Below are 14,704 nucleotides of genomic sequence, written 5' to 3'. Positions count from 1 at the left end.
AACTGTTAACTGTTAACTGTTAACTGTTAACTGTTCGCTGTCTCCAGCAGGAGGGTTTGATTTTTCTTGTCGAGAGCGCCACCAAGCTAGAAGCGTGCTGGCAATAAAAATACTGGAATATGCTCCGGCGACGAAACCAAGAATTAACGCTAGAGCAAAATTCTTAAGTGTTTCCCCACCAAATAGGAAGATAGCAATTAATGACAGTAAAGTTGTGAGCGTGGTATTTATCGATCGCGCTAAGGTTTGATTTACCGCATCGTCTACAACTTCAACTATGGGACGATTGGGGTTTACTTTGAGAGTTTCGCGAATTCTATCGTAAATTACTACGGTATCGTTAACTGAGAAACCCGTGATGGTAAGTAAAGCGACAATAAATAAGCTATCAATTTCTAAACCGAATAATAATCCAAATATCGAGAAAATCCCCGTTGTCATTAAGATATCGTGAAAAGTCGCGATAATCGCAAATACTGCGTAGTCTTTCTGAAACCTGAAAGACAGGTAAATTACAATACCAGCAAAAGCGACAATCAAAGAAGTTATTCCACTGTTAAATAATTGCCTTCCTAAAGTAGGGCCTACAGTATCAATCTGACTTTTTTTTGGGTCAAAAGTACCAATCTTTTCAGTTAAAGCAGTTTGTAACTGGGTGCGCTTATCTACATCTAAAGTTTTTGTACGAATTAATACGCCATTGTTTTCACCAGTTTCTCCGTCAGCAATAAGCTGGATGCTGCTATCGGCTAATTCCTGAGATTCTACAACTTCTCGGACTGTATTGATATCAATTGGTCGATCGCAGTTATTTGGTAACGTGCAGTCTCGTTCAAACTGCAATCGCGTACCACCGATAAAATCTAAACTGGGACGAAGCGGTGCGCCAATCTGCTGCCAAGATACCAGCATAGAGATGATGCCAGCTAAGATGATAGCACCGGAAATACTCCACCATAAAGTTCGCGATTTATTAACACTTATTTTCATCTGGCTACCCCTGCTTTATTTATTGATGTTGGCAGGTTAGGACAGAAAAGTTCTGGCTTACGTAATGAATCAATTCTGATTGCTAAAAACATTAACGTGCGGCTACAAGTTACTGCTGTAAACATACTAACTGCTACCCCTACAGCCAAAGTTACGGCAAAGCCTTTGACTAAGCCAAATCCAAACTGAAACAGCGCTGCACAGGCAATCAGTGTAGTGACATTACTATCTAAAATACTAGACCATGCTCGGTAAAAACCAGATTCCACAGAGCGATACAGCGATTTACCTGCTCGTAATTCTTCGCGGGTGCGCTCAAAAATCAGTACGTTAGCATCAACCGCCATACCAATACTGAGAATAAAACCGGCAATACCCGGTAAAGTTAAAGTTACGCCAAGTAAAGCGAAACAAGCCCAAGTCAAAAGAGCATAAATTAACAGCGCGATATTAGCAATAATTCCGGGTAGTCTGTAGTAAACCACCATAAATATTAATACTAAAATTAAGCCACCAACACCAGCGTAAACACTGCGGTTAATACTGTCTCTTCCTAATGTGGCACCGACTGTACGATTCTCGACAATTTCTATCGGTACTGGTAGAGAACCACCGCGCAACTGCACTGCTAAATCTTGAGCTTCTTGAGCTGTAAAGTCTCCTTCAATTACAGCATTACCACCAGTAATTCCCGTGTTCGCAAATTGAGGTCCTACAGAAGCGGCGCTAATTAATTCATTATCAAGAAAAATACCAATACTGCGTCCAGTACCTGCAAGGTTTTTGGTCAACTCGGCAAATAGCTCGCCACCTTTTTGATCGAATTCAAGTCCCGCACTCCAACCACGCCCACCTTGTTGGGGGCTTAAAGCGTTTGCATTAGTTAAATATTTACCTGTTAGCGGCGTTTCTAAACTTGCATATAATTCAGAAATTGCCTCTTGATTCGTTTTTAATTCTTGTTGATTTTTCTCAATTGCACCAGCATCTTTTTCTTCAGCAGCAAGTAACTCTGCTTGTGTGGCTCTGAGTTGTTCGCGATTAGCTCTTAAAGCAAAAAGTTGAGCTTCCGTTTCCGGCTTTTGAGTCTTAAACTCTAATTGTGCCGTACCACCTAAAACCCGTTCGGCTTGTTCTGGATCGCTAACTCCAGGTAACTGAACTGAAATTTTATCGTTTCCAACAGTTTGAATTAAAGGTTCGGAAACACCGAGTCCGTTAACTCGATTACCGAGAACCGTTTGCACCGCTTCCAATTCACGTTCGCCTATCTGCTTGATTTCAGGAGTCGTTTTAACCTGAATAGTTAGTTGCGAACCTCCTTTTAAATCTAGCCCTAAAGGCACCTTAATAGTAGCAATTACCGTCACTGCGGCAATTACTAAAACAAAAATTAAAGCTAAAAACAATCGCTGTTTTTGCATACCATCCCCAAAAAGCGCGACAAACGCTATAATAGCGCTTCTTTATCGGTTATGAGCGAACAGTTATTATTTTTATGCATTAGCAATTGGGAATTGTTAGAGGGGGGAGAGGGGGAGATGGGGAGATGGGGAGATGGGGAGACAAGGAGACAAGGAAAAGAATTACTACTCTCTACTCACTCCTAACTCCTAACTCCTAACTCCTAACTCCTAACTCCCAACCTTTAACCTTTAAACTTTAAACTTTTGCAGCAACCATTTTTTCTACTGCTTCAACAATTTGCTCTGGTTGAACAATTGTTAATCTTTCCAAGTTACCGTTGTAAGGTGTGGGAATGTCTTGAGAAGAAAGTCGCAATACTGGCGCATCCAATTCATCAAATAAGCGTTCGTTGATTGAAGCGATAATTTCTGCTGCTACCCCTCCAGTTCTCATGCATTCTTCTACAATAATTACTCTGTGGGTTTTGCGTATGGATTCACCGATGGTATCAAAGTCTAAAGGTTTTAAAGAAATTAAATCGATAACTTCTGGGTCAAAACCTGATTTTTCTAATGTCTTTACGGCTTGCATCACGTGATGGCGCATCCGCGAGTAAGTAATAATTGTGACATCTTTACCGCTTCGCACAACTTCTGCTTTATCTAATGGCACCAGGTATTCTTCTTCAGGTAAATCTTCTTTTAAGTTATAAAGCAGTACGTGTTCAAAGAATAATACCGGATTATCGTCGCGAATAGCTGATTTTAATAAACCTTTAGCGTTGTAAGGTGTGGAACAAGCAACTATTTTTAGTCCTGGTACAGCTTGGAAGTAAGCTTCTAGACGCTGAGAATGTTCTGCACCTAGCTGTCTTCCAACTCCACCGGGGCCGCGAATTACTAAAGGTATTTTAAAGTTACCGCCAGAAGTGTAACGCAACATTCCGGCATTATTTGATATCTGGTTAAAGGCTAACAGCAAAAAGCCCATATTCATGCCTTCAATTATCGGTCTTAACCCGGTCATTGCAGCACCGATCGCCATTCCTGTAAAGCTGTTTTCGGCAATGGGTGTATCTAAAACTCTTAATTCGCCATATTTTTTGTATAAGTCTTTAGTTACTTTGTAGGAACCACCATAATGTCCCACATCTTCACCAAGTACCATCACGGTTTTATCTCGCGCCATTTCTTCATCAGTGGCTTCCCGCAAAGCATTAAAAAATAGTGTTTCTGCCATTAGTTCAAAAAAAGAGGAATATCGTCTTAGAATTTTATCGCGTCTCTGTGAAAAATACGGTAAACACAGCATGATTTATGCAAGATTACCTAACTTTTTAGAAAAGCTGATAAGAATCGCTGCATCGTACTGAATTATATATTGTTTCTTCAGCAGAAGATGAAAGTACCCGGTTGTATAATGCAGGTTTAACAGTTTTATTTGCTTTCTTCAAGTATAAATACTACTGTTATCTATGCTTCTAAATAATAAATTTAGTAGTTTATAATACTAATCAATAATCGCTAAAAAATTTTGCCCAATTGTGACAAAGATCAAAAAACTCCAGCGTTATAGTTTACCGATAGTTTACCGATAGAACTACAACTCTGGAGATAATTTAAAACTGCGATAAAGCCAGCATAGCTGAACGCACTTGTTTGTTTGTCGCTCAAAAGACAGCAACATTAAGCGATCGAGTCAACTTCTGAATTATTTCTTTTACAAAGAATTTTAGAGAAAAATTTTCTTTGTAAAATTGGAAGTTTAGCGATTAGAAGAAACCGTTGAATCTTCAGAAGTTGCTTGAGTTAAGCTTGTTCCAGAAGCTCGATCGTAATCGCTATTTTCCGGAAATCTTCTTGGTCTTCCTGGTTTACGCTTGTGCCTTTGATTAATTGATTTTTCGCTTGCTCCAGCTAACTCTTCTGGCGTACATTTGAACAGGCGCAAGGCATCCCAGTATTTTTTCGGTGTCATGGTTGGTTCGGTTCGCCCTGCTTCCCAGTTGCGAACGCTCGTTTCACTAATTGCAAGCCTGAACGCAACCTCTGCACGGCTGAGTCCCGCACGTTCTCTCAGGACTTGCATATCCATATCTCAATGCTCCCTTTTCAAAACTCATTAATTTGATTTATTAAATCAATTGACAAAAAAAGCCAACTGAAAATTATTTGTTAACTATATTATTGTATAGGACTTTGCATACCCGCATAGCAATCTAACCATACTGTAATCAATCTTTTACTAACTTCTACAGTTTTTCTTCTAATTAATCTCTACAAAAAGATAGATGTGAAAAATACAGTAATAGTATTGATATTTTTTTAAGTTGTATTTGAAAAACTTTAGATAATAACTGACTTCTTGCACCATTTGAGGGCAACCGCCTTGGAATAAATTCCCCTCTCTTAAAAACAAAGTCTGATAAATCAGACTAGGCAAGGTTTTTAGTACGTTCTAACCTACTTTTTATATGTAGCCCTGAAATTTATTTCCGTGAAATTGGGGCTTCTTGAGAATGTTGCAAGATATCAGTAATAATAAAAATAAACGCAAAAATAGTTTTTATCTATTTCCCTACTGCCTATTTTCTATCTTCTATTCCCCGTTCCCTATTTATAATTATTAATTTCTCGACGCAAAATTTTACGTCGAGATGTTTGTGTAGAAGATTGTGCAATATGCGATTAATCTTTGTGCTTCGTTCTATTTGTTAGAGCCATCGCGCTGCATCTTTAGCGTGGTAAGTTAAAATCAAGTCGGCACCGGCACGCTTAAAGCTGGTTAAGGTTTCAAGTACAACTCGTTCTTCGTCAATCCAGCCATTCAGGGCTGCGGCTTTAATCATGGAATACTCGCCGGAAACGTTGTAAGCCGCGACTGGCAGATTACAAGCTTGTTTGACACGCCAAATTATATCCATGTACGACAAAGCAGGTTTGACCATTAGCATATCAGCCCCTTCTGCAATATCTAATTCGATTTCTTTGATTGCTTCACGGGAGTTGCCCGGATCCATCTGATAAGTTCGGCGATCGCCAAATTGTGGTGATGAATCGGCTGCATCGCGGAATGGCCCGTAGTAAGCAGAAGCATATTTAGCAGCGTAGGACATAATTGGCGTATCTTGAAAACCAGCTTCATCCAAACCTTCACGAATAGCTTGCACAAAACCATCCATCATTCCCGAAGGAGCAATGATATCAGCACCGGCTTTAGCTTGGGATACTGCTGTTTTCTTAAGCAATTCTAAGGTGGGGTCGTTCAAAACTCTACCACTTAAATCGCCTACTTCTAAATAACCGCAGTGACCGTGACTGGTATATTCGCACAAGCAAGTGTCGGCAATTACAATTAAATCTGGTACTGCTTCTTTGATAGCGGTAGAAGCTTTTTGGACGATACCGCAATCATGCCAAGCACCTGTGGCTTCTATATCTTTATCTTCGGGAATACCAAATAAAATAACACCGGGAATTCCCAAATCGTAAACTTCCTTTGCTTCCTCGACAATTTTGTCAACAGAAAGTTGAAAAACTCCCGGCATTGATTTTACTTCTTTAGCAATACCTTCACCCGGTACGGCAAACAAAGGATAAATCAAATCGTTTGTAGTCAATACGGTTTCGCGTACCATCCGACGCAATTGTGAATGGCTACGCAGACGGCGGGGACGATGGGTAGGAAACATAATTTTTTTAAACAGTAAGAAAAACTTTTACAGACAAAATCAAAAGCGTCACAAACTGCAAGCAAAATTGGACTTTGAAAGGACAAACTGCGAACAGCGCTTAACTTTCCTATGCCCTACTGTCTGCGAAGATGTGGGGCAATTTTGTATTTTACAACTAGCTGTACATATATCCTAAAAAAGCTTAATAACTATCCACATGAAAATATTAGTTAATCAAATTTAAGCTAGATACTTAATAATTTTGTCAATTATTTTTCACATTTTTTAATATTATGATGAAATACAGCAGATTCTCGACAAGTTGAAATTTATTTTCGCTCTGGGGTATGCCGGTACCACAACCGCCGAATGCCTGGATTGCAAAATCGATAAAATATAGACTTGTACTTTATCTAGTAGCATTCGGCGGTGTGGCTAGCGGATTTATGCAAAAGATGATGTAGCGTTAAGAATTTAATTTTCAGCTATTGCGAGGATAAATGCTCGACAAAAGAAGATTTTTGCAACATTGAAAAGCTTGGTATTATTGAGCATTGCAATTTGTAGTTAACTGAAACGGACTTTTGAAAAAAATGAAGATGTGTGAGTAGCACAAGTCAATAACCCCACCCGCTCCGAGGGATGGGGCTTGTAAAGAACAAACTTTACGTGTTTGACTAGCCCGCTTAGACTAATCCTGATACGCACTTCCAAATACTTCCCCAGTTTGGATTATCTGCAAGACTGTTTGTTCAGTCGTTGTTTAAAGACAAGACATTTTGGATTAGTTGGGCGAGGGGACTAAAACTATACTCGAAGGATTATCTCTTTATGCGAGTACCTGTTATTAATGCTGACAATACACCATTAATGCCAACAAAGGCTAGCCGTGCTAGGCGTTGGATTAAAGAAAGTAAAGCAATAGGTAAATTCAACAAATTAGGTATTTTTTATGTTCAGTTGTTAACTAAACCATCTGATATTAAAGTTCAACAAATTGCAGTTGGCTTAGACCCCGGAAAAATGTTTTCTGGTTTGGCAGTTCAATCCCAAAAAACCACGATGCAAATGTTGCATTTAGTTTTACCATTCAAAACAGTTAAAGACCGAATGGAACAACGGTCTATGATGCGGCGTGGTAGACGTGGTAGACGGATTAATCGAAAATTATCTTTCAATAAACGTAGCCATCGTCAATCTAGGTTTGATAATCGTCGCAACTCTAAACTTCCTCCAAGTATTCGAGCAAATAAAGATTTGGAATACCGAACAATTACTTTATTGTGTGAAATCTACCCAGTAAAAACAATTGTTATTGAAGAAGTAGAAGCGAGGGGGAGTGCTAGTTTCAGCCCTGTTATGGTTGGGCAAAGATATCAGATTAACAGGTTATCAAATAGAGCGCAGGTGAAATTGAGAAAAGGATGGGAAACATCTAATCTTCGTAAATACCTGAGGTTGCACAAAGAAAATCGGTGGAAGTCTTTGCAAATCCCTGAGACTCACGCAGTTGACGCTGTAAGGCTTGCTTGTTCGGAGTTTGTTAAATATCAAGCTTGGGAAGGAACAAAAGCTCATGGTGCTAATTGGGTCGGTAATGTAGCTATTACTAAATCACAATTTACAATTTTACGTCGTCCTCCAGTTAGCCGCAGACAACTACATTTAATGGTTCCTTCCAAGGGTGGAAATAGACGTAAATATGGCGGAACTACAACCCGTCACGGATTCAGAAAAGGGGATTTTGTTAAAGCTATCCAAGGGAAGAAAACATTTTTCGGTTGGGTTAGTGGAGACACAGAAAAATTAGTTTCAGTAAGTGATTGTGACTGGAAAAGATTAGGGCAATGCACTGCTAAAAAAGTCCGATTGATACAGCGAAACACGGGTTTAATTGTGTTGTCAACTCGGAAACACTCAAAGTTAACCCCATCGAAGGATCAACTTTGACCTGCTATCCCTCCCCTGGTTGCTTCGCTGAACCAGGAGTATCTCGCAGAAAACAAGGTGAAAAAAGTAAAGCTGTGAGTCTTTCAGGCTTTTAAGCTAACTTAAAGTAAAAAAGTTACTTGCGATCGTATCAAGCGTCTGCTGGATAATAAATGCTAAATCACTCTAAAAATGAAGGGATAGCGAAAAGGTTTCTCTGAATCTCCTAAAACGTGGGAAAGCGCCCAAATGGTAAGTCCCCAATGGACAACAAACCATGCAGGTACTAGAGGCCAAAGCAAGCCGAAAGTAACCGAAACCAGCACTCCGATAATTATTCCACACAGCCAAACGTTCAAGTAGAAAATTAGAGCTTCTTTGGCATTATCTTTTACAACTGGATCTTGAGTTATAAAAAATATCACAATAGGAATGGCAATAGGCACCACTATGAAGTTTAAAAAAATCGCTCCGTGACACAGTGCTGATAAAAGCTTTCTGCTGTCGGTGTCGTACATTTTCTCCTCCCCTGATGTTGAGATGTCCGAATTATATAACGAACCGATTACCTGGTGGAGTTGTCTTAAGATTAAAAGACTTCTGCTAAATTGAAAAACAATTATTTTAGATAGAATACAACCAAACAAATACCTTATGTCAACTGAACTTGAGAAGGAAATTTACGAAGAAGTTGAACGTCGTCGCAATTTTGCCATTATTTCTCACCCGGATGCTGGTAAAACTACTCTGACTGAAAAACTACTGCTGTACGGGGGTGCCATTCACGAAGCGGGTTCTGTAAAAGCTAGACGGGCACAGCGTAAAGCAACTTCTGACTGGATGGCAATGGAACAGCAAAGAGGTATTTCTATTACATCAACAGTGTTGCAGTTCGAGTACAAAAATTGTCAAATAAATTTATTAGATACTCCTGGGCACCAAGACTTTAGTGAAGACACATATCGAACTCTCAGCGCTGCCGATAATGCAGTCATGTTGATTGACGTAGCCAAAGGTTTGGAACCCCAGACGCGAAAATTATTTGAAGTTTGTAAAATGCGGGGTATTCCAATTTTTACTTTCATAAATAAACTAGATCGTCCCGGAAGAGAACCCTTAGAACTTTTAGACGAAATTGAGCAAGAATTAAATTTACAAACTTATGCGGTAAACTGGCCGATCGGCATGGGCGATCGCTTTAAAGGTGTATTTGATCGTCAAGAGCAAAAAATCCATTTGTTTGAAAGAAGCGCCCACGGAAGCAAAGAAGCGGCAAATACGATAGTTGATTTGGGCGATGCCAAAATTGAAGAAGTTTTGGAACAAGAGCTTTATCATCAACTCAAAGACGATTTGGAATTGTTGGATGGAGTCGGCCCCGAATTAGACATGGATTTGATACACCAAGGCAAAATGACTCCGGTGTTTTTTGGATCGGCCATGACTAATTTCGGCGTAGAGTTATTTCTGAAGAATTTTCTCAAATATGCCCTCAAACCCGGTTCTCATTCCAGCAGTTTAGGCGAAGTCCCCCCTACTTATCCAGACTTTTCCGGTTTTGTATTCAAGCTGCAAGCGAATATGGACCCCAAACATCGCGATCGCGTTGCTTTTATCCGCGTATGTACGGGTCGTTTTGAAAAAGATATGACAGTTAATCACGCTCGTACAGGTAAAAACGTGCGTTTATCTCGTCCGCAAAAACTCTTTGCTCAAGAACGCGAATCTATTGATGAAGCTTATCCGGGGGATATTATTGGTTTAAATAATCCCGGTGTTTTTGCAATTGGCGATACAATTTACACTGGTAAAAAATTAGAATATGAGGGTATCCCTTATTTTTCACCGGAGTTGTTTGCCATTTTGAGAAATCCCAATCCTTCAAAATTTAAGCAGTTTCAAAAAGGTGTAACGGAATTGCGCGAAGAAGGAGCGGTACAAATTATGTACTCTGTGGATGAATCAAAACGCGATCCAATTTTGGCAGCAGTTGGTCAGTTACAGCTTGAAGTTGTGCAGTATCGTTTGGAAAACGAGTATGGTGTAGAAACTCGTTTGGAATATTTACCTTACAGCGTAGCCCGTTGGGTAGAAGGTGGTTGGGAAGCTTTGGAAAAGGTGGGACGTTTGTTCAACACTACCACTATGAAAGATAGTATGGGACGACCTGTATTATTATTCCGCAATGAATGGAACACCAATCAATTAAAGCAAGATCATCCGGAGTTAAAGTTAAATGCCATAGCTCCCGTATCCGGAACAACTTCAACTTCGTAAGCGATATACCACAACCAGTATTATCCATAAAACCTTTGATAGCGGGCTTTATAGCCCGTTTGCCAATAATAGGCTATATTTGCACCACACAAATATCAACCTATTTTTAAATACGTTTAGTGAAAGAATATTTATGTCTTCACACTCCAAATCATCTTTGAAAGACGGTTTAGCTGCCCTCAAAAAAGAAGATTACCGCACGGCAAAAATCATCTTAGAAGATGTTGCAGCTAGGGATGATGATACCAATGAAAGCTTACAAGCCCAGGTTGGCTTAGTAGTCGCGTACTCCCGCAGCGGCGAAATTGAAATGGCGATCGCGGTGTGTGAATCTCTGGAGAAAAGCAGTAATTCTCAAGTTCAACAGTGGGCAGAAAACTCTTTGAAACAACTGAAAAAAAAGTATCCTACTTATAAAAATAAGAAGCCGTACTCAACAGGATTTGTTGCTTTTGAATCGCCAGAAGATGAAATAGATCGAATAGAAAAATTAGAATCTGAATTCCCCAGCATTACCACTCCTACTCGTACCCCACCTCCACCTCCACCTCCACCATTATTTTCAAATTCAAAAGCAAATACTTCGACTGTGAAAGAACCCCCCGTGCAAACGAAAAAAAAACCTCGTGGTGGTGAAATAGTACCTGTTTCCCAAGCAAATTCTTCGTCAAATTCTAAAGCAAATTCCCAAATTCCAAATATTAACTCTAATATTCATTGGCGTTTGGGAGGAAGGGCAAAGGTATGGCAACCCCTGCCAAAACCAAAGTTTACAAAGTCTATTCGCTTGCCATTGCTGGGGATTGGAACCTTTGTTGCTTTATTTTGGATAGTACGGGCACTATTACAGCTAGTAATGCAATTAATTAACAATATTTTAGTTGCGCTACCATTTTTAGAACCAATACAGTTTTTATACAATGACCCGACTTACTTAGTGCTGGGTATATTTCTCGTAATCCTAGCTGTTTCACCGTGGTTACTCGATTGGCTGCTATGTAAATTTTACGAGAAAAAAGAATTAAGTAGAGAAACTTTAAAGACATATTCTCACGAATCAGTACGGGTACTGCAACGCTACTGTCAACCGCGAGGCTGGAGCTTACCAAAATTAGGGATTTTACCGCTCGCAGCACCAGTGGCATTTACAGTTGGTCATTTACCCCGTACCGCTCGTATTATAGTTAGTCAGGGACTTTTAGAGCAACTTGAAGATGATGAAATCGCGGCAATAATAGCCTCTCAATTAGGTCAAATCGGTCGCGTAAATTGTGCAGTTATGTCTGTAATGCTGTCGGTAACAATTCCGATTTATAAACTATATCAACTGATTTCCCAACTAGGTGATAATATATCCAACCGAATTGGAGGTACAGTTGTAGGAATAATTGCTAATGGCATTTATGGAATTTGGTATTTGCTTACCGCAACAGGTTTGTGGTTATCAAGAAACCGAGTTTTCTTAAGCGATAAAATTGGTGCGGAAGTAACTGGAAACCCTAACGCATTGATTCGTGGTTTACTCAAAATTGCCATTGCGACTGCCTCCGATATAGCCAAGAAAAAACAAACACCTTGGCAGTTAGAAAGTTTAAATCTATTAATACCAGTTGGTCACGAACAAAGTTTATGGTTAGGTAGTATCGCTGCAAATACCACCTTTGAATCGTTGCTAATGTGGGATTATCTTAATCCCTATCGTCAATGGTTCACAGCTACTAACAGCCATCCTTTGATGGGGACACGTTTGCAAAAATTATGTAAACTTGCTCGCTACTGGCACGTAGAGCCTGAAGTATACCTCGAAAACCAGCAGTCATTGAAGGTAAAACGCGAGTCATTCTTATTACAAATTGCTCCTTACTTGGGCATTTTAGCTGGTGCTGCATCAGCATTACTTTTCCGGTTGGCTTGGCAGGCATTATTTGCGCTAAATTTAATTAACCTCAAATGGATATACGACGATTGGCAATTCGTTACAGGTTTTATGCTTATCGGTTTTAGTATTGGTATTTTAATTAGAATGAATTCTTTATTTGCCAATATTGAAACTAAAAATGTCCAAAAGTCCGAGTCAATAGCCGAGTTATTAACAAATCCCACAGCCTTACCTATAGATAGTACCCCGGTTGAACTTTCAGGAAAATTATTAGGTCATCGTGGTAGCAGCAACTATTTAGCACAAGACTTAATTATTCAAGTTGGAAATATTTTGGTGAAATTACATCATGTCTCCTGGTTGGGACAATCTGTTAATCCTCAAGACTTTATCGGTAAAACAGTTTCCGTCACTGGCTGGTTGCGACGAGGTGCAACGCCTTGGGTGGATATTCAAACTTTAAAAACTCAAAGTGGCAAATTAGTCAACAGCCCTCATCCAATTTGGTCTACCATTTTGACAGTCGCAGCTTTTGCTTGGGGAGCCTATATTGTTTTAACAGGTTGATCGAATCACTGATTCTAAAATACTTTTGTAAATAAAAATTGCGAAATCTCGACAAAAATGTTATATTTATTAACACTAAGAACTTTTAGCTCAAACGAGAAAGCTATAGGCTTAATTAATGTATGAGGCTGTTTGCGCTACTGTATCTCCCTTTCGTCCTTCCAACACAGTAGGAAATCAACCAACCGTTGACTGGTTTTTATTTCTTGAAAGGGCTTGCTTTACGAAAAAAATGTATTTTATGTTACTATGCATTAATGACTGAGCCAGAAATGTCTGTGCTGAACTAGCTGTGCTAAGAATAGCGTGATATTGTAGAAAATGGTGTTTAAATCTTCATAATAAAAGAGCATTGAATAAGTTTTGTTTTGCAAGAAGATAATGCAGAATTTAGAATTTTTGTGATTAACGTGTTTGTATGTTCAAGCGTGTAATTTCGCATAAAAAAATCGCGATTGCGAAAAACTGTATTGTAAAGATTAACAGTTTGGAGTAAAAAGATGGTTCGCGGCAATGTTAGTAAATAACATATGTCCGTCATCCATAAACCCAAGTTTTTGTTTTAAACCCGTTGCTAAACATCTAACCATATTGGAGGATCTTTCATGTCCATTCGCCTATACATAGGCAATTTGCCAAAAGAAGAAATAGATAAATCAGAATTGCAAGCTGTTTTTGCTGAAGAAGGTAGCAGTATTACGACCAAATTAATCAAAGATCGTAAGACAGGCAAATGTCGCGGCTTTGGTTTTATGACTGTGAACAACGACGAACAAGCCGACCAAATTATTGAAAAATATAATGGTCAAATGTTCAAAGAATCTCCTATTAAGCTGGAGAAAGCATTACCTCGCACTAAGAGTAGTGAGGAAGGAGAAGAAGGGATGCAGCCTTCTAAAGCATCAACACCAACTCCAGCTGCTGTTAGTGGTTCTGCCACTACTGGAATTAGTAAGAGTAAGAAAAAATCTCGTCGCGGCAGTGGTTCTAAAGATAGCAGCAGTTCAAGCAGTTCTTCGTCAGATGGGGTTTCTCCAGATCCTCGTTGGGCTACAGAGTTAGAGAAGTTAAAGGAAATGCTTGCCGCACAGACTACCAATTAGTTTGTGAACTTAGAAGTTTGAACTAGCCCACCGAGGAAGGCAGGTTGGGCTTGTCAAGCTTTCTTTTTATTTATAGTAGTTGCTTGCGAGCGAGCTATTTTGATGCGCTTTTAATCGATAAGCACCATATCTTTATAAACCACAAAAAATATGAATTAATTTTCAATCCCAGCTATTGCCAGGGATTTATCTTAGCGAAGGACTTTCCGCAACTGCTCGCTAAAAATCGTGCGCGGTAGTTTTTCTCAATATCTCTTCAAGAAAATAAAATTTTCAAATTTACGATCTAAATATCTTCTACAGCTTGTAAGTTCTTGGTTTGATGATAGATATCAATTGAATTGTAATATTTTTTGCTTTCAAAGAATTATTAACGCTCATATAGCTAGCACAGTTATGTCTGGAATCGGTGACAGTATTGCCTCAGATAAAGCGCTAACCATAAATAAATCCTATACTATACATATTTTATAGCTATTTTAGATGTAGTATTAAATACATTAACCAAGAAAAAACGTTCTGACAGCTTTTGAAAAAGTAGCGACCTAAGTACAATTTTTACAGTAAATATATATTAAGTATATTAAAATACATATTTTTATATAGCTGTTATGGTTTGGTGTCTCTAAAAAACTAATGAGTATCGATTTACTGTTTTAACTGAAATCTACTTATTTAAGTGTTTATACTTAAAACAATGATATTATTATTTAAAGTAATGCTGTTTTGAAGTTCAAGGTATAGAACTAATGCAGTCATAAATAATACTTTAAGCCATAGATATATGGCAATAATTAGCCGTTTAAGTAAGTAATATCAGAGGTGTTAGGAAACACAAGTATAGTGTTTATAGCATTGTGTGAATCCATATTATTACTG

The 14,704-nt window shown here is 38.9% G+C and carries 10 protein-coding genes; 4 read left to right on the top strand and 6 right to left on the bottom strand.

What is annotated here, in order from left to right:
* Positions 1 to 12: 12 nt before the first annotated feature.
* From secF to hemB, 5 genes are all read right to left on the bottom strand, one after another.
* Positions 13 to 990, bottom strand: coding sequence for a protein translocase subunit SecF (secF, locus tag ACM03V_RS17540; RefSeq protein ID WP_414622085.1), 978 nt, complete (start codon positions 988 to 990; stop codon positions 13 to 15).
* Positions 987 to 2,414 carry a protein translocase subunit SecD gene (gene secD, locus ACM03V_RS17535; protein ID WP_414622084.1) on the bottom strand — a complete coding sequence of 476 codons (1,428 nt, stop codon included), beginning with the start codon at positions 2,412 to 2,414 and terminating at the stop codon, positions 987 to 989. The genes secF and secD overlap by 4 nt, the downstream gene beginning before the upstream one ends.
* A 238-nt stretch (positions 2,415 to 2,652) precedes the next feature.
* Positions 2,653 to 3,636: an alpha-ketoacid dehydrogenase subunit beta gene (locus tag ACM03V_RS17530; protein WP_414622083.1), complete on the bottom strand. Its 984-nt coding sequence runs from the start codon at positions 3,634 to 3,636 to the stop codon at positions 2,653 to 2,655.
* 525 nt (positions 3,637 to 4,161) lie between these two features.
* Positions 4,162 to 4,491: a helix-turn-helix domain-containing protein gene (locus ACM03V_RS17525; protein ID WP_414622082.1), complete on the bottom strand. Its 330-nt coding sequence runs from the start codon at positions 4,489 to 4,491 to the stop codon at positions 4,162 to 4,164.
* A 619-nt stretch (positions 4,492 to 5,110) separates the two neighbouring features.
* Positions 5,111 to 6,088: a porphobilinogen synthase gene (hemB, locus tag ACM03V_RS17520; protein ID WP_414622081.1), complete on the bottom strand. Its 978-nt coding sequence runs from the start codon at positions 6,086 to 6,088 to the stop codon at positions 5,111 to 5,113.
* An 813-nt stretch (positions 6,089 to 6,901) separates the two neighbouring features.
* On the opposite strand from hemB, the gene ACM03V_RS17515 reads away from it, so the two are divergent.
* On the top strand, positions 6,902 to 8,020 hold the full coding sequence (locus ACM03V_RS17515) for an RRXRR domain-containing protein (protein ID WP_414622080.1): 1,119 nt from the start codon (positions 6,902 to 6,904) through the stop codon (positions 8,018 to 8,020).
* A gap of 155 nt (positions 8,021 to 8,175) precedes the next feature.
* Here the strand turns inward: ACM03V_RS17515 and ACM03V_RS17510 are convergent, their stop codons facing one another.
* Positions 8,176 to 8,517 (bottom strand): DUF4870 domain-containing protein, encoded by a 342-nt coding sequence (locus ACM03V_RS17510; protein ID WP_414622079.1) that lies wholly within the window; start codon positions 8,515 to 8,517, stop codon positions 8,176 to 8,178.
* Positions 8,518 to 8,653: 136 nt separating this feature from the next.
* Here ACM03V_RS17510 and ACM03V_RS17505 point away from each other — a divergent pair, with 136 nt between their 5' ends.
* The 3 genes from ACM03V_RS17505 (at position 8,654) to ACM03V_RS17495 (ending at position 13,825) form a co-directional block, all read left to right on the top strand.
* Positions 8,654 to 10,276 (top strand): peptide chain release factor 3, encoded by a 1,623-nt coding sequence (locus tag ACM03V_RS17505; protein ID WP_414622078.1) that lies wholly within the window; start codon positions 8,654 to 8,656, stop codon positions 10,274 to 10,276.
* A gap of 133 nt (positions 10,277 to 10,409) precedes the next feature.
* On the top strand, positions 10,410 to 12,722 hold the full coding sequence (locus ACM03V_RS17500) for a M48 family metalloprotease (RefSeq protein WP_414622077.1): 2,313 nt from the start codon (positions 10,410 to 10,412) through the stop codon (positions 12,720 to 12,722).
* A 605-nt stretch (positions 12,723 to 13,327) separates the two neighbouring features.
* Complete coding sequence (locus tag ACM03V_RS17495) at positions 13,328 to 13,825, top strand: RNA recognition motif domain-containing protein (RefSeq protein WP_414622076.1); 498 nt, start codon at positions 13,328 to 13,330, stop codon at positions 13,823 to 13,825.
* The last annotated feature ends 879 nt before the right edge of the window (positions 13,826 to 14,704 follow it).

This window comes from Calothrix sp. CCY 0018 (assembly GCF_963920925.1).
GTDB lineage: Bacteria > Cyanobacteriota > Cyanobacteriia > Cyanobacteriales > Nostocaceae > Rivularia.
This window is presented reverse-complemented; position numbering and strand designations above follow the sequence as displayed.